Below are 20841 nucleotides of genomic sequence, written 5' to 3'. Positions count from 1 at the left end.
ATGCGGATCGACATGCCCCCCCGACGCCCGCGCGGCGAATCGATCATCCCGATGATCAACGTGGTGTTCCTGCTGCTGATCTTCTTCCTGCTGACCTCGCAGATCGCGCCCTCGACCCCGTTCGAGGTGACGACCCCCGAGGGGGGCGCATCCGAATTGCGGGCCGAGGCGCGCGACGTGCTTTACGTTTCGGCATCGGGCGATCTGGCCTGGAACGAGGCGCGCGGCGACGCGGTCTGGCAGGCCATCGCCCTGGCCGCGCCCGAACAGGCGGTCGAGATCCGCGCCGACGCCGCGACCCCGGCGGTGATCGTGGCCGCCCATCTGAAACGCCTGCGCGAGATCGCCCCCGAGGGCGCGCGCCTTGTCGTCAGCGGAGGGTAAGAATGGCACAGAGACGCGTTCTGGAAACCGCCGGTTTCATCACCATCGCCGCCGCGCTGCATGTCTCGGCGGCGGCGATCCTGATGCCCGAGCAATTGCAGCGCGGCGAGATGGGCGATCTGGGTCCGACCGCACTGGCCGCGGGCGGGGCCGAGGTGCAGTCGATGGTGTCCCAGTGGGAAAACACGCCCGAAATCGCCACGCCCACCGATCTGGCGCAACCCGAGACCCCGCCCGAGATGCAGCCCATGCCGCAGCCCGAGCCCGTCGAGATGACCGCCCCCCCCGAGGCGCCCCCGGCCCTGACCGCGCCCGAGATGCCGATGGCCGCGCCGAACCTGCCCGAGGCGCCCGAACCGCCCCGGATCGAAGCCGCCGACCTGAACCTGCCCGAGATCCAGCGCTTCGAGCCGCCCGAGATCGCCGTCGAACCCGCGCTGACGCTGGAAGCCTCGGCCCGGCCCGAACGCAGGCCCGATCGCAGCCGACCCGAGCCGCAGCAGCAGCGCGCCGAGCCACGCCAGCGCGCCCCCGAAGCCCCCGTGCGCCAGCAGGCGCAATCGCAGCCCCCGCCCCAGCAGGCGGGTCAGGGCGGCACTGCGCCGGCCTCGAACCGGGGCGGCGGCGGGGCTGGCGGCGTCAGCGAGAACCAGCGGGCGAACCTGATGACCCAATGGGGCGGCCAGATCCGCAACTGCATCAGCCGTAGGGCCGACACGCCGCGCGGGGCGCGCGGGGGCAGGGTCGTGTTGGCCTTGTCGGTCGGGCGCGACGGGACGATCCAGAACATCGCGGTCGCGGCCTCGTCGGGGCGGGCCGATATCGACCAGTCCGTCGCCAGGGCGGCGCAGCGGGCCGGTCGTTGCCCGGCGGCGCCGGCGGGCCTGACCGATGCGCGCTATTCCTTCCAGTTGCCGATCACGATCGACCGCTGACCCCGGCAAGCCGCGAAAGCCGCCCCCATCGAAGGGGCGGCTTTCGCCGGGGGCTGCGCCCCCGATCCCGGCCCGACCGGAGTGCGGATATCAGGCGTGGTGCAGGACCAGCGGGCGGCCCTGATGGCGGCCCACGGCAATCGGGGCATCGTAGAGGCGCGACAGCAGATCCTCGGTCAGCACGGCATCCGGGGCGCCTTCCGCAAGGATGCGGCCATCCTTGAGCGCGATGATGTGATCGGCCCAGGCGGCGGCATAGTTAACCTCGTGCAACACAACGGCCACGCCGCGCCCCTGCTGATCGACCAGCGCGCGCAGGCGGGCCATCAGCGCGCGGGCATGGCTCATGTCCAGATTGTTCAGCGGTTCGTCCAGCAGCAGCCATTCCGTGTCCTGCGCGAAGGCCATGGCGATATGCGCGCGCTGCGCCTGTCCGCCCGACAATTCATCCATAAAACGATGCGCCAACGGGCCAAGGGCAAAGGTCCGGATCGCCTCGTCCACATGGGCGCGGTCTGCGGCTTTGGGGCGGCCCTTGTGATGCGGCCAGCGCCCGAAGGCCACCAGTTCGGCCAGGCGCAAGCGGCTGGCGATCAGCGTCTGCTGGCCCAGGATCGCCATGACCTGCGCCAGCCGGTCGGTCGGCGTCGCGGCGATGTCATGGCCCGCCACGCTGATCCGGCCCGCCTGCAACGGCTCCAGCCGCCCGACCAGGCGCAGCAGCGTGGACTTGCCCGCCCCGTTCGGCCCGATCAGCGCGGTCAGCCGCCCCTCGGGCAGGCGGGTCGTGATATCGTGCAGGATCGGCGTTCCCGCGATCTGATGGCTGACGGCCCTGATCTCGATCATCGGATGCGCCCCTTGAGAAGAAGATAGAGGAAAAACAGCCCGCCCGCGAATTCGACCACGACCGACAGCGTGGCGGCCTGGCCCAGTTGCCGCTCGAACAGCCATTGGCCGCCGACAAGGATCGTGGCACCGATCAGCCCGGCGGCAGGCAGCAGCACCGCATGCGAGGCGCTGCGCGTCAGCCCATGCGCCAGCCCGGCAACGATCAGCCCGAAGAACGCGACCGGCCCCACCACCGCCGTCGAGACCGAGACCAGCAGCGCCACCAGCGCCAGCGCCGCGACGACCACGGCCCGGTGCCTCAGCCCAAGCGAGACCGCCGCGTCGCGCCCAAGCGCAAGCACATCCAGCCGCGCCGACATCCGCCACGCGGCCAGCACGGCCAGCAGCGTGACCACACCCGCGACCGGCAGCAGCGTGGCGTTCACCCGGTTGAAGCTGGCGAAGCTGGCCGCCTGCACCACCGCGTATTGCGCGGGGTCCATGACGCGGCCCATGAAGCCCGCCAGCGACCGGAACAGCACGCCCAGGATCACACCCGTCAGGATCATGCGCGGAATGTCCCGCGCGCCCTGCAGCATCAGCGTCCCGAACAGCGCCGAGGCCAGCAGGACCATCAGCGCGATCTCGGACAGGAACTTGGCAGTGGCGGGCAGCCCCGCAAAGCCCGCAATCCCCAGCGAGGCCACCAGTGCCGTCTGCAACAGCACGTAAAGCGCATCGAACCCCATGATCGAGGGCGTCAGCACCCGGTTCGCGGCGATGGTCTGGAACATCACGGTCGAGACCCCGACCGCCACCCCCACCAGCGCCAGCGCGGCCAGCTTGTTCGCCCTCAGACTTAGGACAAAGCCGCGATTGCCGCCGCTCAGCCCCTGCCACATCCACAGGGCCGACATCACCGCCAGCAGGCAGGCCAGCCCCGCCAGCACCCAGACAGGGCGCGAGGGGGCGGGGCGCGCCGCCGGAATGGCCGTCGCCTCAGCCATGGGTGGGCCTGCGATGCAAGAGCCACAGGAACAACCCCGCGCCCAGCACGCCCAGGATCAGCCCGGCGGGCAGCTCGTAGGGGGCCACGACGATGCGCGCCACCAGATCGCAGGCCAGGACCAGCACCGCCCCGGCAAGCGCCACGACCGGCAGCGTCTGGCGCAGGTTGTCGCCCAACAGCCGCGCGACCAGATTGGGCACGACCAGCCCCACGAAAGGCAGCATCCCCACCGTCGTGACGACCATCGCCGTGACCACCGACACGACCAGAAGGCCAAGGCGCATGACGGCATCGACCGACAGGCCAAGCCCCGTCGCCACGGTATCGCCCAGCCCCAGAATCGCGAAACGGTCGGCCGCCAGCCATGCCAGCGCCGCAGCACCCCCCGCGATCCACAATAGTTCATAGCGCCCCGCGATCGCGCCCGAGAATTCACCGCTGCCCAGCCAGGTTCCAACGAACTGCATCAGGTCATGCTGCCATGCGATGAAGGTCACGACCGAGCCCACCACGCCCGACAGGATGATCCCGGCGATGGGAACCAGCATCACCTCGCGCGCGGGCAGGCGGCGGATGACGGCCAGAAACAGCGCCGTCGCGGCCATCGCGGTCAGGCTGGCCACCACCATCCGCAGCCAGAGCGGACTGGCCGGCGCCCAGATCGTGATCGCCAGCAAGCCAAGCGCCGCGCCCTCGGCCGTGCCCGAGGTGTCGGGCCCGACGAAACGGTTGCGCACCAGCGCCTGGATCAGCACGCCCGCCACCGACAGGGCAGCCCCGGTCAGCGCCACGGCCAACATGCGCGGCAGACGCGATTCCAGCAGGACCAGCATCGCCAGCGGGTCCTGCCGCACCATCCGCAGATCGACATGCGCGGCACCGATGGTCAAGCTGGCCAGCATCAGCGCGATCAGCGCCAATGACAAGGCGGGCAGAACGCGCATCAGCTGTGGGTTTCGGCGCCCTCAAGCGCCTCGGACAGCTGGCCGATCAGCGTCATCATCGCGCCGAAACCCCCGGCCGAGATATAGGCCGCGCCGGGGTCCAGGTTCACGACCTGCCCTTGCGACCAGGCTGTCGTCTGCTCGACCAGACCGGAACGCAAGGTCGCCTCGGCGCCCTGCCCCTCTTCGCCGATGGCAGAGCTGCGATCGACGACGATCAGCCAGTCGGGATTCACCTCGGCGATGAATTCGTGGGTGATCGCCTGACCATGCGTGGCCTCGTCCAGACCGGGCGCGGCCTCTTCCAGCGCGGTCGCATCGAAGATCCAGCCAAAGCGCGACCCCGCGCCATAGGCCGACATCCGCGTGCCGTTGGTCAGCACGACCAGCGCGCGGCCCTTCCCCTCGGAGGCGGCGCTCAGACGATCCAGCGCGGCCTCCAACTCGCCAGTCAGGGCCTCGGCCTCGGCCTCGCGCTGAAACAGCCGGCCGTAGCCCGCGATCCGGGCCTTGGTGCTGGCCATCAGATCCTCCTCCAGCGTCATGTCGATGGCGGGGGCGACCTGCGACACCGCCTGCAACTGCGCCGCCGACCGGCCGCCGACGATGATCAGGTCCGGTCCGACCCCCGCCAGCGCCTCCAGATCGGGTTCGAACAGCGTGCCCACGCGCTCGGCCCCGGCGACGGCCTCGGCCAGGGCGGGCACGGTCACGCGCTCGATCGTGGCGGCGGGCGTGACCCCAAGCGCGACCAGCGTGTCCAGCGCGGCCATGTCATAGACGGCCACCCGTTCAGGCGCGGCCTCCAGCGACACCTCGCCTTGCGCGGTGGGGATCACGACGGTTTCAGCCAGCACGGCCGAGGACAGGCCAAGGGTTGCAAGGGCGGTCATTGCCAGAAGACGCATGCCATTTCCTTTCCGGTATGGGCCGGGCGGCAGGCAGCGCCCCGGCGACAGGCGGGGCTTAACGCGTCATTTGCACGACGTAAAGAATGGCCATGTGTTTTAGTCAGGTTATCGCGTCGATTTGTTGACAAATTGCATCAACATTCGCTACCCGCCCCGCAGAACCCGATGACAGGAGCGCCCATGCAGATCACCGCCACCTTCCCCACCGAACGCGGCCCGGCCCTGATGGGCACGATGGCCAAGCATTTTGGCCACAAGATCCCGGTCGAGACCACCCAGACCCAGGCCCTGCTGCAATTCCCCTCGGGCACCGCGACCATCGCGCTGATCCCGACCGGCCTGCATCTCGCCGTGGAAACCCCCGACCCCGCACCGCTGGAAACCCTGCGCGGCGTCGTCGAAAGCCACCTGCTGCGCTTCGCCCATCGCGAAGACCCGCAACCGCTGGACTGGCAACCCGCCTGAGCCCTTTGCCTTGGGCCAAATATCCCGGGGGGAATCCCCGGAACGGGGATGGGGGGCAGCGCCCCCCTGCTCCATCCGACCAAGGCAGCGCCGTGGCCCGTGCGACGCCCTTTCCTCTGGTCCTCGCGGCCCCTTCATCCTATGTCATGGGTCATGCAAAAGATCGCCCTGCCCGTCCGCCCCGACCTGGCCGCGAAAGCTGAAGAGGTCGGCTTCACCTTCGCCAACATGCATGGCGAGCCCTATTGGGATGAAAGTTCGGCCTACCGCTTCACGCTGGCCCGGATCGAACAGGATATCGAAGCCCCGGCGACCCAGCTTCACGCCATGACCCGCGAAGCCGTGGCCGCCATCGTCGCGTCCGAACGGCTGATGGCGCGGCTGGGCATCCCCGAGGCGCATTTCGACCTGATCGCCGACAGCTGGGCGCGAAACGAGCCCGAGATCTATGGCCGCATGGATCTGGCCTATGACGGCACCGGCCCGGCGAAACTGCTGGAATACAACGCCGACACGCCGACCTCGCTTTACGAAAGCGCCGCGTTCCAGTGGCAATGGCTTGAGGATCAGATCGCGGCGGGCCACCTGCCCGAAGGCGCCGACCAGTTCAACGGCATCCACGAGGCGCTGGTCGAACGCTTCCGGGACCTCTTTGCGCCCGATACCGACATCCACTTCACCGCCATCCCCGGTAACCCCGAGGATTACGCCACCGTCGAATCCATGGCCTGGGCCGCGCGCGAGGCCGGGATGGGCGCGCATTACAGCGATCTCGACAAGATCGGCGTCAGCCAGGGGGGCCAGTTCCTCGATGCCGAGGGGCGCGTGATCGGCACGCTCTTCAAGCTCTACCCGTGGGAAGACCTGCTGGCCGACGATTATGCCCGCCACATCGCGGGCTCGGGCTGCATGTTCCTGGAACCCGCCTGGAAGGCGGTCGTGTCGAACAAGGGGCTTCTGCCGGTCCTGTGGCAGATGTTCCCCGGCCATCCGAACCTGCTGCCCGCCTTCTTCGCCGAGGACGTTGCCGATGCGCTGGTCTCGGGCGGGCGGACCGCGCCCGACGTGGCCAAGGCTTTCGAGATGGCGGCCGAGACGATGCGCCGGGGCCATGTGGTCAAGCCGCTCTTTTCGCGCGAGGGTGCGGGCGTCGCCATCGTCGAGGCGGGCGAGGTCTCGGAATCCAGCCCGGCGGGCGATTACGATCGCCATGCCCGCATCGTTCAGGCCTATCACGCGCTGCCCGAATTCGACGGGTTCCGGCCGGTGATCGGCGCCTGGATCGCGGGGCATGATTGCGTGGGCATCGGGGTGCGCGAGGACAGATCGCGCATCACGCAGGATCTTTCGCGCTTCAAGCCGCATTTCATCGCCGAGTGACCCGCAGACTTTCAGGCCGAGCCATCCGCCAAGGAGGGGATATGAGAAAACGATCCAGAACCGTCGCGCTGACCATCCTCGGCGCCGCCGCCTTCACCGTCGCGGGCTGCCGCGAGGAACAGGTCGATGCGCAGGCCTTCCCCGATCTGGCAAGCTGTCAGGCCGCCGCCGCCCAAGGCGGGCTGTTCACCGCAGCCGAATGCGACCAGGCCTTTGCCGAGGCCGCAGCCCTGCATGTCGAGGCCGCCCCGCGCTATGACAGCCTCGAGGTCTGCGAGGAACAGCACGGCGCGGGCAATTGCGGCTCCGAGGCGCAGCAGGCCGGCGGGTCGGGCAGCATCTTCATGCCGCTTCTGGCAGGCTATCTGATCGGGTCGATGCTGGGTCGCGCGACCGCAGGCCAGGCCGCCGCGCAGCCGATGTATCGCAACGCGCAGGGCGGCTACACGAACGCGGCGCGGACCACGAATTTCGGCAGCAACACGGGCCGCGCGACGGTCGGCGGGCAGCAGTTCACCCGCCCCGCCGCCACTGCCGGTCAGGCGCCCATGACCCGCGCCACCGCCGCATCGCGGGGCGGCTTCGGCAGCACGGGCAGCAGCGCCGCCCGCAGCATCGGCGGCTGATCCGCAGCCCGTTGCAGAAATCGGGGAACCGAACGGCGTTTCGTGAATTGGGCTGCGGCCTCACCCGGATTCTGCCGGGGTCTGAAGACGTGGGCCGTGACCAGGACAGGAGTTTACGATGAGCCGACGCCGCCTTGCCCTTGCCGCGATCCTGATGATGGGGGCCGCAAGCGCCTCGGCGCAGGACATCACCGTTTCCTCGAAGATCGACACCGAGGGCGGGCTTCTGGGGAACATGATCCTGATGGCCTTGCAGGATGCGGGCCTGCCGGTGCGCGACCGCCTGCAACTGGGCGGCACGCCGATCATGCGCGACGCGATCACCACCGGGCAGATCGACATCTACCCCGAATACACCGCGAACGGCGCCTTCTTCTTCAACGAGGCCGACAGCGAGGTCTGGCAGGATGCCGAGGCCGGTCTGGCCCGCGTCGCGGAACTGGATCTGGAACAGAACGGCATCGTCTGGCTGACGCCCTCGCCCGCGAACAACACCTGGGCCATCGCGCTGCGGCAGGACGTGGCGCAAGAGAACGCACTGTCCACCATGTCCGAGATGGGCGCATGGATCGCAGGCGGCGGCTCGATCCGGCTGGCGGCCTCGACCGAATTCGTGACCTCGCCCGCCGCTCTGCCGGCCTTTCAGCAGACCTACGGCTTCGCCCTGTCGCCGGATCAGCTGATCCAGCTTTCGGGTGGCGACACGGCGGCGACCATCGCGGCGGCGGCGCAGCAGACCTCGGGCGTGAACGCGGCGATGGTCTATGGCACCGATGGCGGAATCGCCCCCGCCGGGCTGGTCGTGATGGAGGATGACAAGGGCGTGCAGCCCGTCTATCAGCCCGCCCCGATCATCCGCGCCGAGGTGCTTGAGGCCCATCCCCGGATCGCCGAGATCCTGGAACCGATCTTCCTGGCGCTGGATCTGGAGACCTTGCAAGACCTGAACGGCCGCATCCAGGTCGGCGGAGAGCCCTCGGACGCGGTCGCCCGCGAATGGCTGACGGAAGCGGGCTTCATCGACGGATGACCGCGCGGCTGGACCGGCCCGGCCTGCTGTTCGCGCTGATCGGCCTGGCGGGGCTGGCCCTGCCGCTGGTGCGGTTCCGCCCCAACCGCATCCTGCCCGGCGAGGGGCTGACCCTGCATCAGGCGCTGCCCCTTGGCTGGGTGCTTGCGCTTGCATTGGCAGCTTTGTTCATCGCCGCGCCACGGCTGCCGCTGCGGGCGCGGATCGTGCTGTCTCTGGCGGGGGTGCTGTCGCTGCTGCTGGCGCTCGGCGCGGCGGCTGCGGCCCTGACGCCCGAGGGCGACCGGATGGCCCGCGTCTCGCCCTCTGCCGGGTTCTGGCTGGCGGGTCTGGCGCTGTCGCTGATGCTGGCCGACGCGATCGCGCGGCTGGACCCGCCGCTGCGGCTGCGCTGGCTGATCCTTGGCGGCGCTGTGGCGGGGATTGGCGCGGTTCTGGCGTCGGGGGCGCTGGATCAGGTCTCGGTCATGCGGGAATATCAGGCGCGTCAGGCGGTCTTTCTGCGCGAGGCGCGGGCGCATCTGGCACTGGCCTTCGGATCGCTGGCGCTGGCGCTGGCGGCGGGCCTGCCCCTTGGCGTGCTACTGCATGGCCGGGCGCGGATGCGCGGGCCGATCCTGTCGGTGCTGAACATTCTGCAGACCATCCCCTCGCTGGCGATGTTCGGCATCATGATCCCGGTTTTCGGCTGGATCGCGGCGACCCTGCCCGGCGCCGCGCAGGCGGGCGTGTCGGGGATCGGCCCCTTTCCGGCGCTGGTGGCGCTGTTCCTTTACGCGCTGCTGCCGGTGGTGGCGAACACGCTGGCGGGTCTGGCCTCGGTTCCGCAGGCAGCGCTTGAGGCAGCGCATGGCCTCGGGATGACCCGCGCGCAGGTGCTGGCGCAGGTGATGCTGCCGCTGGCGCTGCCCGTGCTGCTGGCGGCGGTGCGGATCGTGCTGGTCCAGAGCATCGGTCTGGCCGTGATCGCCGGGCTGATCGGCGGCGGCGGCTTCGGCACCTTCGTCTTTCAGGGTCTGAACCAGACCGCGATGGATCTGGTCCTGCTGGGCGCGCTGCCCACCATCGCGCTGGCTTTGGTCGCAGGCATCGCGCTGGACCTGCTGACCCGCGCCAGCCGCCGCGAAAGGACCGCGCCATGATCGAGATCCGTAACCTGACGCGCCGCTTCGACGGGGTTCTGGCGGTCGATGATGTCAGCCTGACCGTGCCGACGGGCCAGATCGCGGCGCTGGTCGGCACGTCCGGTTCCGGCAAGACGACGCTTTTGCGGATGATCAACCGGCTGGTCGCGCCAAGCGCGGGGCAGGTGCTGATCGACGGGCAGGACACGGCCGACCAGCCCGCCCATCTGCTGCGGCGGCGGATCGGCTATGCGATCCAGGGCCACGGCCTGTTCCCGCATCAGAGCGTGGCGCGCAACATCGCCACCGTCCCGCGCCTTCTGGGCTGGCCGCGCGACCAGATCGCCGCGCGCGTGGACGAGCTGCTGACCCTGTTCCAGCTGGACCCCGCCGCCTATCGGGACCGAATGCCGCAGGACCTGTCGGGCGGCCAGCAACAGCGGGTGGGCGTGACGCGGGCGCTGGCCGCACGGCCCGACCTGCTGCTGATGGACGAGCCCTTCGGCGCGCTGGACCCGGTGATCCGCGCGCAGGCGCAAGAGGATCTGCGCGCCGTCCAGCGCCGCCTTGGCACGACCGTGATCCTGGTCACGCATGACATGGACGAGGCGATCCGCCTGGGCGACCGCATCGCGGTCATGGATCAGGGGCGGCTGGTGCAATACGCCCCCCCGGCCGAGATCCTGACCGCGCCCGCTTCCGATTTCGTGCGCGACCTGATCGGGGACCGTCAGCGCGCCTTTTACCTGCTGTCGTTGTCTCAGGTGGCAACCCTGCGAGCCGAGGGTCACGCGGATGGCGCCCCCATCCCGCCCGAGGCCAGCCTGCGCGACGCGCTGGCCGAATGCCTGTGGCGAGGGGCCGATGCCCTGCCCGTCGCGGGCGGCGGGATCGTCACACTGGAAGCCCTGCGCGCCGCCGCGCGGCCCGAAGGGGCGGCCCCGTGACGGGCCGCATCCTTCTGGCGCTGGCGGCGGTCTTGCTGCTGGCCTTTCTTATCCAGCCGCAGGCCTTCGCGCCGCTGTTCCAGCCCTTCGCCCGCAACAACGCGCCTGCGATCTATACGCAGACCCCGCTTCTGGCGCTGACGCTGTCGCATCTGGCGCTGGTCGCGCTGGCGGTTCTGGCCTCGACCATCGTGGCGCTGGCGCTGGCGGTGCTGGTCACGCGGCCCTCGGGGCGCGAATTCCTGCCGCTGGCGCGCACGATCACCAGCGTCGGCCAGACCTTTCCGCCCGTCGCGGTGCTGGCGCTGGCGGTGCCGCTGATGGGGTTCGGCACCGGGCCGACGCTGCTGGCGCTGTTCCTCTATGGCCTGCTGCCGGTCTTCGAGAACGCGCTGGCCGGGCTGACCGGCCTGCCCGCCCCCGTGCGAGAGGCCGCCCGAGGCATGGGCCTGACGCCCCGCCAGCGCCTGTGGCAGATCGAGCTGCCGCTGGCCCTGCCGGTGATCCTGACCGGGATGCGGCTGACGGCGGTGATCTCGCTTGGCACGGCGACGATCGGATCGACCGTCGCGGCCCGCACCCTGGGCGAGGTGATCATCGCAGGGCTTTTGTCCGGCAACACGGCCTTTGTGCTGCAAGGCGGGCTGATCGTCGGCATCCTTGCGGTGATGATCCACGAGGGGTTCCAGCGGGCCGAACGCATCGCGGCCCGCCGGGCGGGCGCGGCCTAGGGCGTGACCGGCTGCACGTTCCAGATGTCGCGCATATAGCCCCGGATCGTGCGGTCGGACGAGAAGAACCCCGACCGCGCGATGTTCAGGGCCGCCATCCGGTCCCAGCCCGCGGCGTCGCGATAGGCCCGGTCCACGTCGCGCTGCACAGCGAAATAGGCGTCGAAATCCGAGGCGACCAGGAACGGGTCGTCGTTCCAGGTCCGGTCCAGCAGCGAATAATAGCTTTCGGCGCGGCCGAACCGCCCCTCGGCGATCAGTTGCAGCGCGATCTTCATGTCGTCCGAGGCCTCGATGGCGGCGCGGGCATGGCCGGGTCGGGCAATTTCCGCAGCGGCCTCTTCGGTGGTCAGACCGAACAGAAAGAAGTTTTCGGCCCCGACATGCTCGCGGATTTCGACATTCGCGCCGTCCAGCGTGCCGATGGTCAGTGCGCCGTTCATGGTGAACTTCATGTTGCCGGTGCCCGACGCCTCCTTGCCCGCCGTGCTGATCTGTTCCGAGAGATCGGCGGCCGGGATCAGGTCCTCGGCCATCGAGACGTTGTAATTCGGCGGATAGGCCACCTGCAGCAGGTCGCGCGTCATGGGGTCATCGTTGATCGTGGCGGCCACGTCGTTGATCAGGTGAATTACCGATTTCGCCAGCCAATAGCCCGGCGCGGCCTTGCCGCCGAAGATCTTGACCCGAGGCGTCCAGTCGCCATTCGGATCCTCGTGGATGCGGTGCCACAGGGCGATGGTCTCCAGCACATTCAGAAGCTGGCGCTTGTATTCGTGGATGCGCTTGACCTGCACGTCGAAGATCGCGTCCGGGTCGGCCCTGACGCCCAGCCCCGCCAGCAGCCCGTTCGACAGCGCGACCTTGTTCGCCCGCTTGGCCGCGCGCAGCCGGTCCAGAAAGCCCGCGTCATCGGCATGGGCCTCAAGCCCCGCCAGAAGGTCCAGATCGGCGGTCCAGCCCGTGCCGATCGTGTCATCCAGCAGCCCCGCCAGCGCCGGGTTCGACATCCGCAGCCAGCGGCGCGGCGTGACGCCGTTGGTCTGGTTCACGATGCGGCCCGGATGCAGGCGGTGCAGGTCGGCAAAGACCGTGTCCTTGACCAGATCGGTATGCAGCGCCGACACGCCGTTCACCCGCCCCGCCATGATAAAGGCCAGTTCGCCCATATGGACCTGATCGCCATGCACGATGCCGACATGCGCCGGGCGACCCGAGGTCTGGCGGTGGCGGGTGTCGATCATCTCGATGATCTGCATGTGGCGCGGCAGGACGCGGCCCATCAGCCAAGTGGACCAACGCTCCAGCGCCTCGGGCAGCAGGGTGTGGTTGGTGTAGTTCAGGCAGCCCTGCGCCAGATCATGCGCGCGATCGAAGGTCAGGCCGTGTTCGTCCATCAGCAGGCGGATCAGTTCCGGCCCGGCAATGGCGGGGTGGGTGTCGTTCAGCTGGATCGCGACCTTCTCGGGCAGAAGGGTCAGATCGCCATGTTCCGCCATGAAGCGCCGCAGGATGTCCTGAAGCGCCGCCGAGGTCAGGAAATATTCCTGCTTGAGCCGCAATTCCTTGCCCGATTCCGTCGTGTCGTCGGGATAGAGGACGCGCGACAGCGTGCGGGCCAGCGCCTCGGGCTCGGCCGCCGCCGTGTGGTCGCCCGCGTTGAAGCGGCCCAGATCCAAGAGCGTGGTGGGATGCGCCCCCCACAGCCGCAGGCTGTTCGCCCAGTCACCGCCCCAACCGATCACCGGCGTGTCATAGGCCCGCGCGATCACGCTTTCGCCCGGATGCCAGACGTCGCGCCCATCCACGGTCTCGACATGGCCCTTGAAGCCAATCTCGTAGCTGTAGTCGATGCGGACGAATTCCCACGGATGGGGCTGGTTCAGCCAATCCTCGGGGGTCTCGACCTGCTGGCCGCCTTCGAACCGCTGGCGGAACAGGCCGTGTTCATAGCGGATGCCATAGCCGAAGGCCGGGCAGTTCAGCGAGGACAGCGATTCCATGAAGCAGGCCGCCAGCCGCCCCAGACCGCCATTGCCAAGCGCCGCGTCGGGTTCGTCATCCAGGATCACCTGTTCGTCCAGACCCAGCAGCGCCAGCGCATGGCCCATCGCGGGTTCCAGTTGCAGGTTGATGATCGCGTCGCCCAGAATGCGGCCGATCAGGAACTCCATCGACAGGTAATAGACGCGCTTGGCGCCCTGATCGCGCGCGGCGCGGATCGCGCCGACCCAGGGACCGACCATCAGGTCGCGCACCGTATAGCTGACGGCCAGGCGCCAGTCGAAGGTGGTGGCGAATTCGGGGCCGCGCCCCTGGGTGTGGGTCAGATGGTGCAGGATCTGGTCGCGCAGGGCTTCGGCAGTCGGACGTTCGGACACGGTAAAGGCCTCATTGGGGCATGATGGTGAAAGGGAGCCTTGCCTCAGGAGGCGGGGCAAAGCTGAAAGGCGGTGACGCTTTCGGCGGCGACGGTTTCAAGCGTTCCGGCGGGGTCGTCCACGTCATCGTCGCGGGCACTGTCCAGATGACGGCGCCAGCCGCCGCCAAGCGTCGTCTCGGGCAGGCGGACCTGCGTTTCGGGGCCGTTGTTGAAGACGACGAAGACCGCGCCGGGCAGCGCCGCATAATCGGGCGTCCCCGAGGCCATCCGCATCTCGACCGCCAGCAGGCGGCGGTCGCGGTCGTTCCAGTCCTCGGGCTGCATCGGGGCGCCGTCCTCGCGGCGCCAGAAGATGTCGGGCAGGCCGTCCTGACGGCGCGGCTGGCTGTGCAGGAACCGCTTTTGCCGCAGGATCGGATGGGCCGCGCGAAAGGCGATGACGCGGCGGACAAAGGCCAGAAAGTCCGGGTCGGCGCCGTCCCAGTTCACCCAGCCGGTCGGGTTGTCCTGCGCATAGGCGTTGTTGTTGCCGCCCTGCGAATTGCCCAGTTCGTCCCCCGCCAGCAGCATCGGCGTGCCCTGGGCCAACATCAGCGTGGCGATCAGGTTGCGGCGGCGGCGGTCGCGGCGGGCCAGGATGGCGGGGTCGTCGGTCGGCCCCTCGGCGCCCATATTGTCGGACAGGTTGTGGTTGTGGCCGTCGCGGTTGCCCTCGCCATTCGCGTCATTGTGCTTGTCGTTGTAGCTGACCGTGTCCATCAGCGTGAACCCGTCATGGGCCGCGATGAAGTTCACGCTGGAGGTCGCGGGCCGCCCGTCATGGTCGAACCGCGCCGCCGATCCCGCGATGCGCTTGGCCAGCTTGCCGATCATGCCGGGATCGCCGCGCCAATAGCAGCGGATCTGGTCGCGGAAGCGGTCGTTCCATTCGGCAAAGGGCGCGGGGCAGGCACCCAGCCGATAACCGCCCTCGCCCAGATCCCAGGGCTCGGCGATCAGCTTGACGCGGTTCAGGACCGGGTCCTGCCGGATCGCGCGAAAGAACGGCCCGTCGCGGTCGAACGCGCCCCGCGGCCCGGTGCGGCCCAGAACGCTGCACAGGTCAAAGCGGAACCCGTCCACATGCATCACCTCGACCCAGTAGCGCAGGCTGTCCATGACCAGCCGCAGCGCGAAGGGGTTGTCCAAGTCCAGCACGTTCCCGGTGCCGGCGTCGTTGACGTAATAGCGCGGGTTCTCGGCCAGCCGGTAATAGGACGCGTTGTCGAAGCCGCGAAAGGACAGGGTCGGGCCAAGCTCGTTGCCCTCGGCGGTGTGGTTGTAGACGACGTCCAGGATCACTTCGATCCCGGCCTGATGAAAGCGCGCGACCATCTGCTGGAATTCGGCGATGTCGCCGTCGCGCATATAGCGCGGCTCGGGCGCGAAGAAGCCGTGGGTCATGTAGCCCCAGTAGTTCCGCAGCCCTTTGTCGATCAGGAAACGGTCATCGGTGAAGGCATGGACGGGCAGCAGCTCGATCGCGGTGACGCCAAGGCGGGTCAGGTGGTCCAGCACCGGGTCCGAGGCCATGGCCAGATAGGTGCCGGCGTCGGGGATGTCGCTGCGGCCGGCGGTCAGGCCCTTCACATGCGCCTCGTAGATCACCGTTTCGGTCATGGGGCGGCGGATCGGGCGATCCTCGCCCCAGGTGAATGAGGGGTCCACGACCATGCAGCGGGGCATGTGGGGCGCGCTGTCGCGGCGGTCAAAGGACAGGTCGGCATCGGCATGGCCCGCCCGGTAGCCCATCACGGCGTCATGGATGCGCGGACTGCCCGTCAGGCGCCGCGCATAGGGGTCCATCAGCAGCTTGTTGGGGTTGAAGCGGTGCCCCTCGGCCGGCTTGTAAGGGCCATGGACGCGGTATCCGTAGCGCTGCCCCGGGCGAAGCCCCGCGATGTAGCCGTGCCAGACATGCCCCTCGCGTTCGGGCAGGTCCACGCGGATCTCGCGGTTGCGTTCGTCGAAAAGGCACAGCACGACCCGTTCGCCATGCTGCGAGAAGACGGCGAAATTCACCCCCGCCCCGTCGAAGGTCGCACCCAAGGGTGCGGGATGCCCTGCCGTCACGGCATGGGGGAAACGCTGGCGGGACAGGATCATCGGGCCTCGGTCAGTCTTGCGTAAAGCGCCGCATAGGCCCGCGCGGACGGGCCCCAGCCCACGGGATGGGCCATGGCGTTGCGCATGATGCGGGACCATGTCCGGCGGTCCTTGTAAAGCGCGCAAAGGTGTAGCAACGCGTTCGTCAGGTTTTCGGCATTGACCGGCGCGAATTGCAGCCCCGTTGCCGCATTTCGCGCCAGCGCGGCGGGCGAGGCGTTGATGACCGTATCCGCCAGCCCGCCCGTCAGCGCCACGACCGGGATCGTGCCGTAGCGCAGCCCGTAAAGCTGGGTCAGGCCGCAGGGCTCGAACCGCGAGGGCACGAGGATCGCGTCGCCCCCCGCGATCATGCGATGCGACAGCGCCTCGTCATAGCCGATGCGGACGGCGACGCCGGGATGGTGGTCGGCCAGCGCGCGAAAGCGCCCCTCGAGATCAGGGTCGCCCGACCCCAGCAGCGCAAGCTGGCCGCCCCGATCCAGAAGCGCGGGCAGGGCCTCAGCCAGCATGTCCAGCCCCTTTTGATGCGTCATCCGCGAGATGACGACGCAAAGCGGGCCTTTCGCATCGGGCAGGCCCATCTCGGCGCGCAGGGCGGCCTTGTTCGGGGCCTTGCCCGACGGCGTGTCATAGGGCGTGATCGCGGGATCGGTGGCAGGGTTCCAGACCTGATCGTCGATGCCGTTCAGGATGCCCGACAGCGCGTCGCGGCGGTGGCGCATCACGCCGTCCAGCCCCATGCCGAATTCCGCGCTCATCAGTTCCTCGGCGTAGCGCGGTGACACGGTGGTCAGCGCATCCGCCCCCATCAGCCCCGCCTTCAGCGCCGAGACCGCGCCCCAGAACTCGTATCCCTCGGAATGAAAGCGGCCGGGGTCCAGCCGCAGGGCATGGACAAGGCCCGGATCGGCGGGTCCGGGAAAGGCGATGTTGTGGATCGTCAGGACAAAGGGAGGCGAGGCGGGATCGGCGCGGCGATATTCCGCGATCAGCCCCGCCTGCCAGTCATGGCCATGCAGGATGTCGGGCCGCCAGCCGCCCGCACCTTCGGCCCCGATCCGGGCGGCGACCCATGACAGGGCCGCGAAACGCTGCGGATTGTCCGGCCAGTCGCGCCCGTCCGGCCCCAGATAGGGGTTGCCCGGCCGCGCGAACAGATGCGCCGCGTCCAGCGCCAGAAGATCGAGCCCCCCCGCCTGCCCCGCGACCAGCCGCGCCGGGCCGCCGAACAGGTCCGGCCATTCGGCCAGAGCCTCGCCGCCCTCAAGCGCGGACAGGATCGCCGGATAGCCCGGAACAAGCGTGCGCATCTGCACCCCATACCCGGCCAGCGCGGCGGGCAAGGCGCCGGTCACATCCGCCAGCCCCCCGGTCTTGACCAAGGGCGCAACCTCGGAGGCGACCGACAGGACCCGCATCACCGCCCCCGCCGTCACAGGCCCGCCGCCCGCCGGTCCAGCATGTCCTGCGTGATCAGCGTGACACCCTTTTCGCTGACGCGGAACCAGCGTGCGTCATCCTGCGGGTCCTCGCCCACGACCAGACCCTCGGGGATGGTCACACCACGGTCGATCACCACATTGCGCAGCCGCGCATGGCGGTGGACGGTCACATAGGGCAGCACCACGGCGTGATCGAGGATCGCGTAGCTGTTCGTCTGGACCTGCGTGAACAGCAGCGAATTGCGGATCTCGGTCCCCGAGATGATGCAGCCCCCCGACACCATCGAGGAAATCGCCACGCCGCGCCGGTCCTTTTCGTCATGGATGAACTTCGCGGGCGGCACGCTTTCGGAATAGGTCCAGATCGGCCAGTCGCGGTCCCACAGGTTCAGTTCGGGCACGAAATCGGTCAGGTCGATATTCGCGCGCCAGAAGGCATCGACCGTGCCGACATCCTTCCAATAGGCGGGCGCGCCCGGCGCCCGGATGCAGGACGTGTCGAAGCGATGCGCCATCGCCTTGCCGTTCTTCACGATCTCGGGGATCAGGTCCGTGCCGAAATCATGGCTGGAATTGGTGTCCTGGGCATCCTTCAGCAGCAGGTCACGCAGGAAGGCCCAGTTGAAGACGTAGATCCCCATCGAGGCCAGCGCATGATCCGGATCGCCCGGCATCGCGGGCGGGTCGGCGGGCTTTTCCAGAAACGAGGTGATCCGCCCCGTCCCGTCCACCGCCATGACCCCGAAGGCCGAGGCCTCGGCGCGCGGCACGGTCAGGCAGCCCACGGTCACATCGGCGCCGCTGGCCACGTGCTCGCGCAGCATCACTTCGTAGTCCATCTTGTAGATGTGGTCGCCCGCCAGGATGATGATGTAATCCACCCCGTAATCATCCACGATGTCGATGTTCTGCGTCACCGCATCGGCTGTGCCGCGATACCAGTGATCCTCGGATGTGCGCTGGCTGGCGGGCAGGATGTCCAGGAATTCGTTGCGTTCGGCGCGAAAGAAGTTCCACCCCCTCTGGCAATGGCGGATCAGGCTGTGCGCCTTGTATTGTGTGGCAATCGCGATCTTGCGGATGCCGGAGTTCATCGCATTCGACAGCGCGAAGTCGATGATCCGCGCCTTGCCCCCGAAATAGACCGCAGGCTTCACCCGCCGGTCGGTCAGCTCACGCAGCCGCGAGCCACGCCCCCCGGCCAGAACGAAGGCCATCGCGCGCCGCGTCAGTCTTGTATCGCCCATTTGACTTGCATCCTCCCCGATTAAACCCAGTCTTCCGCAACAAAAAACACCGTTGCAAGCGGCGGCAGCGTCACCGTGATGCGCGCGGGTTGCCCGTTCTGCGCGCCTTCCTCGGCGGTGACGCCGCCCAGATTGCCCATGCCGCTGCCGCCATAGACAGCGGCATCCGTGTTCAGCGCTTCGCGCCAGCGGCCCGCGCGCGGCACGCCAAGGGCAAAGCCCTCGCGCGGGACCGGCGTCAGGTTGCAGGCGACCACGACCGGCGGATCACCCGCCTCGCCCCACCGGATCCAGGCCAGCACCGACTGCGCGGGATCGCTGGTGATCCACTGGAACCCCTCGGGGACGCAGTCGCGCACATGCAGCGCGGGCGTGCCGCGATAAAGCGCGTTCAGGTCGCGCACCAGCGCCTGCACCCCGGCATGAGCGGGCTGGGCGGCGGCGTGCCAGTCCAGCTCGGCATTATGGTCCCATTCCTCGGGCTGGGCGAATTCGCAGCCCATGAACAACAGCTTCTTGCCCGGATGGCCCCACATATAGCCGTAATAGGCGCGCAGATTGGCGAATTGCTGCCAGGGATCGCCCGGCATCTTGCGCAACATGCTGCCCTTGCCATGCACGACCTCGTCATGGCTGATCGGCAGGATGAAGTTCTCGGAAAAGGCGTAGCTGATCGAATGGCTCATCAGGTGGTGATGAAAGCTGCGATGCACCGGATCATGCGCCATGTAGCGCAGGCTGTCATTCATCCAGCCCATGTTCCACTTGTAGCCGAAGCCCAGCCCCCCCGCATGAACCGGCGCCGAGACACCGGGAAACGAGGTGCTTTCCTCGGCCACGGTCATCACGCCCTCGCATTCGCCATAGGCGGCGATATTCATCTGCTGCATGAAGGCGATGGCCTCGTAATTCTCGCGCCCGCCATCCTTGTTGGGCAGCCATTCGCCATCCTTGCGCGAATAATCGCGGTAGAGCATCGAGGCCACCGCATCCACGCGCAGCCCGTCCAGATGATATTCCTGCAACCAGTACAGCGCGTTGGCGGTCAGGTAATTGGCGACCTCCAGCCGGCCGTAATTGTAGATCAGCGTGTTCCAGTCCTGATGAAACCCCTCGCGCGGGTCGGCATGTTCGTAAAGCGCGGTGCCGTCGAAGTGCACCAGCCCGTGCGGATCGGTCGGGAAATGGCCGGGCACCCAGTCCAGCAGCACGCCCAGTCCGGCCTGATGCGCGGCATCGACCAGATCGCGGAATTCATGCGGCGGGCCGAACCGGATCGTCGGGGCGTAAAGCCCGACCGGCTGATAGCCCCATGACCCGTCAAAGGGAAACTCGCTGACCGGCATCAGTTCGATATGGGTGAACCCCATGTCGCGGACATAGGCGACCAGGTCGCGCGCCATCTCGCGGTAGGACAGCGGCCGCCCGCCCTCGTCCCACCGGCGCCGCCAACTGCCCGGATGAACCTCGTAGATCGAGACGGGGGCGCTGCGCCCCTGCGCAGCGCCGCGCCGCGCCATCCATTCCGCGTCGCGCCAGCCATAGCCCGCGATGTCGCGCACCACGCTGGCCTTTTCGGGCGGATGCTGGCTGCCGAAACCGACCGGATCAGCCTTTTGCAGCACCCCGCCATAGGCATCGAGGATCTCGTATTTGTAGATCTCGCCCTCGGCCAGACCGGGCAGGAAAATCTCCCAGAAGCCCTGACCCACGCGGCGCATCGGATGGCGCCGCCCGTCCCAGCCGTTGAAATCCCCCACGACCGAAACGCGCCGCGCATTCGGCGCCCAGACAGCGAAATGCACGCCCGCCACGCCCTGATGCGCGATCACATGCGCGCCAAGCGCGCGCCACAATTGCCGGTGCGTGCCCTCGGCCAGCAGATGCAGATCGACCTCGCCCAGAACGGGACCAAAGCGATAGGGGTCTTCGAACTCCCACTCGTCGCCCTGCCCGTTCCGGGCGCGCAGGCGGTAATCGCCCGCCGGAATGACGGCCCGGAAGACGTCGCCCGAGAGGCGCTCCATCTCCTGCGCGCCGGCGGCGGTCAGCGCCCAGAGCGCCGACAGATCGGGGTGGAACACGGTCAGGACCTGCACCTTGCCCTGTGTCCGCGGGCCCAAAATTGAAAACGGTTGCGAACAGCGCCCCTCGGCCAAAGCCAATAGTTCAGCAGCGTCAAAGCCCTGTTCAGAAAACATTTTCGCAACTCCCCCTCAGAAACCGGCACACAGATTCGGACTTTCTTTTCGTGAACGCTAACACCTCGCTTTGTATCCCGCTATAGTCTCGGTTGAACATTGG

18 protein-coding genes are annotated in these 20841 nt (G+C 68.4%); 9 read left to right on the top strand and 9 right to left on the bottom strand.

Annotated elements, in window-relative coordinates; genetic code table 11:
* The first annotated feature begins 12 nt into the window (after positions 1–12).
* A complete protein-coding gene (locus ACTZWU_RS01845; RefSeq protein WP_444735647.1) occupies positions 13–384 on the top strand; it encodes a biopolymer transporter ExbD in 372 nt (123 codons plus the stop codon).
* 2 nt (positions 385–386) lie between these two features.
* Complete coding sequence (locus ACTZWU_RS01840; RefSeq protein ID WP_444735646.1) at positions 387–1319, top strand: TonB family protein; 933 nt, start codon at positions 387–389, stop codon at positions 1317–1319.
* A gap of 90 nt (positions 1320–1409) precedes the next feature.
* Here ACTZWU_RS01840 and ACTZWU_RS01835 read toward each other — a convergent pair whose 3' ends face one another.
* The 4 genes from ACTZWU_RS01835 to ACTZWU_RS01820 all read right to left on the bottom strand — a co-directional run bounded on the left by ACTZWU_RS01835 (position 1410) and on the right by ACTZWU_RS01820 (position 5011).
* Entirely contained in the window at positions 1410–2168 is a 759-nt protein-coding gene (locus ACTZWU_RS01835; RefSeq protein ID WP_444735645.1) for an iron ABC transporter ATP-binding protein, read from the bottom strand.
* Complete coding sequence (locus ACTZWU_RS01830; protein ID WP_444735880.1) at positions 2165–3067, bottom strand: iron chelate uptake ABC transporter family permease subunit; 903 nt, start codon at positions 3065–3067, stop codon at positions 2165–2167. The genes ACTZWU_RS01835 and ACTZWU_RS01830 overlap by 4 nt, the downstream gene beginning before the upstream one ends.
* An 82-nt stretch (positions 3068–3149) precedes the next feature.
* Positions 3150–4103, bottom strand: coding sequence for an ABC transporter permease (locus tag ACTZWU_RS01825; protein WP_444735644.1), 954 nt, complete (start codon positions 4101–4103; stop codon positions 3150–3152).
* Positions 4103–5011 (bottom strand): siderophore ABC transporter substrate-binding protein, encoded by a 909-nt coding sequence (locus tag ACTZWU_RS01820; protein ID WP_444735643.1) that lies wholly within the window; start codon positions 5009–5011, stop codon positions 4103–4105. The genes ACTZWU_RS01825 and ACTZWU_RS01820 overlap by 1 nt, the downstream gene beginning before the upstream one ends.
* A gap of 183 nt (positions 5012–5194) precedes the next feature.
* Between ACTZWU_RS01820 and ACTZWU_RS01815 the strand changes: the two genes are divergently transcribed.
* From ACTZWU_RS01815 to ACTZWU_RS01785, 7 genes are all read left to right on the top strand, one after another.
* Positions 5195–5479 carry a DUF2218 domain-containing protein gene (locus tag ACTZWU_RS01815; protein WP_444735642.1) on the top strand — a complete coding sequence of 95 codons (285 nt, stop codon included), beginning with the start codon at positions 5195–5197 and terminating at the stop codon, positions 5477–5479.
* Positions 5480–5632: 153 nt separating this feature from the next.
* A complete protein-coding gene (locus ACTZWU_RS01810; RefSeq protein ID WP_444735641.1) occupies positions 5633–6859 on the top strand; it encodes a glutathionylspermidine synthase family protein in 1227 nt (408 codons plus the stop codon).
* A gap of 41 nt (positions 6860–6900) precedes the next feature.
* Positions 6901–7485, top strand: coding sequence for a DUF1190 domain-containing protein (locus tag ACTZWU_RS01805; protein ID WP_444735640.1), 585 nt, complete (start codon positions 6901–6903; stop codon positions 7483–7485).
* A 118-nt stretch (positions 7486–7603) separates the two neighbouring features.
* Entirely contained in the window at positions 7604–8515 is a 912-nt protein-coding gene (osmF, locus tag ACTZWU_RS01800) for a glycine betaine ABC transporter substrate-binding protein OsmF (protein ID WP_444735639.1), read from the top strand.
* Complete coding sequence (locus ACTZWU_RS01795; RefSeq protein ID WP_444735638.1) at positions 8482–9657, top strand: ABC transporter permease; 1176 nt, start codon at positions 8482–8484, stop codon at positions 9655–9657. The genes osmF and ACTZWU_RS01795 overlap by 34 nt, the downstream gene beginning before the upstream one ends.
* On the top strand, positions 9654–10586 hold the full coding sequence (locus tag ACTZWU_RS01790) for an ABC transporter ATP-binding protein (RefSeq protein WP_444735637.1): 933 nt from the start codon (positions 9654–9656) through the stop codon (positions 10584–10586). Before ACTZWU_RS01795 ends, ACTZWU_RS01790 begins: the two co-directional genes overlap by 4 nt.
* Entirely contained in the window at positions 10583–11317 is a 735-nt protein-coding gene (locus ACTZWU_RS01785) for an ABC transporter permease (RefSeq protein WP_444735636.1), read from the top strand. Before ACTZWU_RS01790 ends, ACTZWU_RS01785 begins: the two co-directional genes overlap by 4 nt.
* On the opposite strand, the gene ACTZWU_RS01780 is transcribed toward ACTZWU_RS01785, so the two are convergent.
* Genes ACTZWU_RS01780 through glgB form a run of 5 tightly spaced genes read right to left on the bottom strand, consistent with a single transcriptional unit; the run spans position 11314 to position 20738 of the window.
* On the bottom strand, positions 11314–13698 hold the full coding sequence (locus tag ACTZWU_RS01780; RefSeq protein WP_444735635.1) for a glycogen/starch/alpha-glucan phosphorylase: 2385 nt from the start codon (positions 13696–13698) through the stop codon (positions 11314–11316). The two genes, ACTZWU_RS01785 and ACTZWU_RS01780, sit on opposite strands and share 4 nt — an antisense overlap.
* Positions 13699–13742: 44 nt before the next feature.
* Positions 13743–15845 carry a glycogen debranching protein GlgX gene (gene glgX / locus ACTZWU_RS01775; protein ID WP_444735634.1) on the bottom strand — a complete coding sequence of 701 codons (2103 nt, stop codon included), beginning with the start codon at positions 15843–15845 and terminating at the stop codon, positions 13743–13745.
* Positions 15842–17266, bottom strand: coding sequence for a glycogen synthase GlgA (glgA, locus tag ACTZWU_RS01770; RefSeq protein ID WP_444735633.1), 1425 nt, complete (start codon positions 17264–17266; stop codon positions 15842–15844). Before glgA ends, glgX begins: the two co-directional genes overlap by 4 nt.
* Before the next feature lie 14 nt (positions 17267–17280).
* The gene (glgC, locus tag ACTZWU_RS01765; protein ID WP_444735632.1) at positions 17281–18537 is read right to left on the bottom strand and encodes a glucose-1-phosphate adenylyltransferase; all 1257 of its coding nucleotides are present in this window, start codon (positions 18535–18537) and stop codon (positions 17281–17283) included.
* A gap of 20 nt (positions 18538–18557) precedes the next feature.
* Positions 18558–20738 carry a 1,4-alpha-glucan branching protein GlgB gene (gene glgB / locus ACTZWU_RS01760; RefSeq protein WP_444735631.1) on the bottom strand — a complete coding sequence of 727 codons (2181 nt, stop codon included), beginning with the start codon at positions 20736–20738 and terminating at the stop codon, positions 18558–18560.
* Positions 20739–20841: the final 103 nt, after the last annotated feature.

Origin of the sequence: Paracoccus sp. NSM, assembly GCF_052379855.1 — a bacterium.
Classification (GTDB): Bacteria; Pseudomonadota; Alphaproteobacteria; order Rhodobacterales; family Rhodobacteraceae; genus Paracoccus.
The sequence above is the reverse complement of the archived record's forward strand: the minus strand, read 5'-3'. Positions and strand labels throughout refer to the sequence as shown.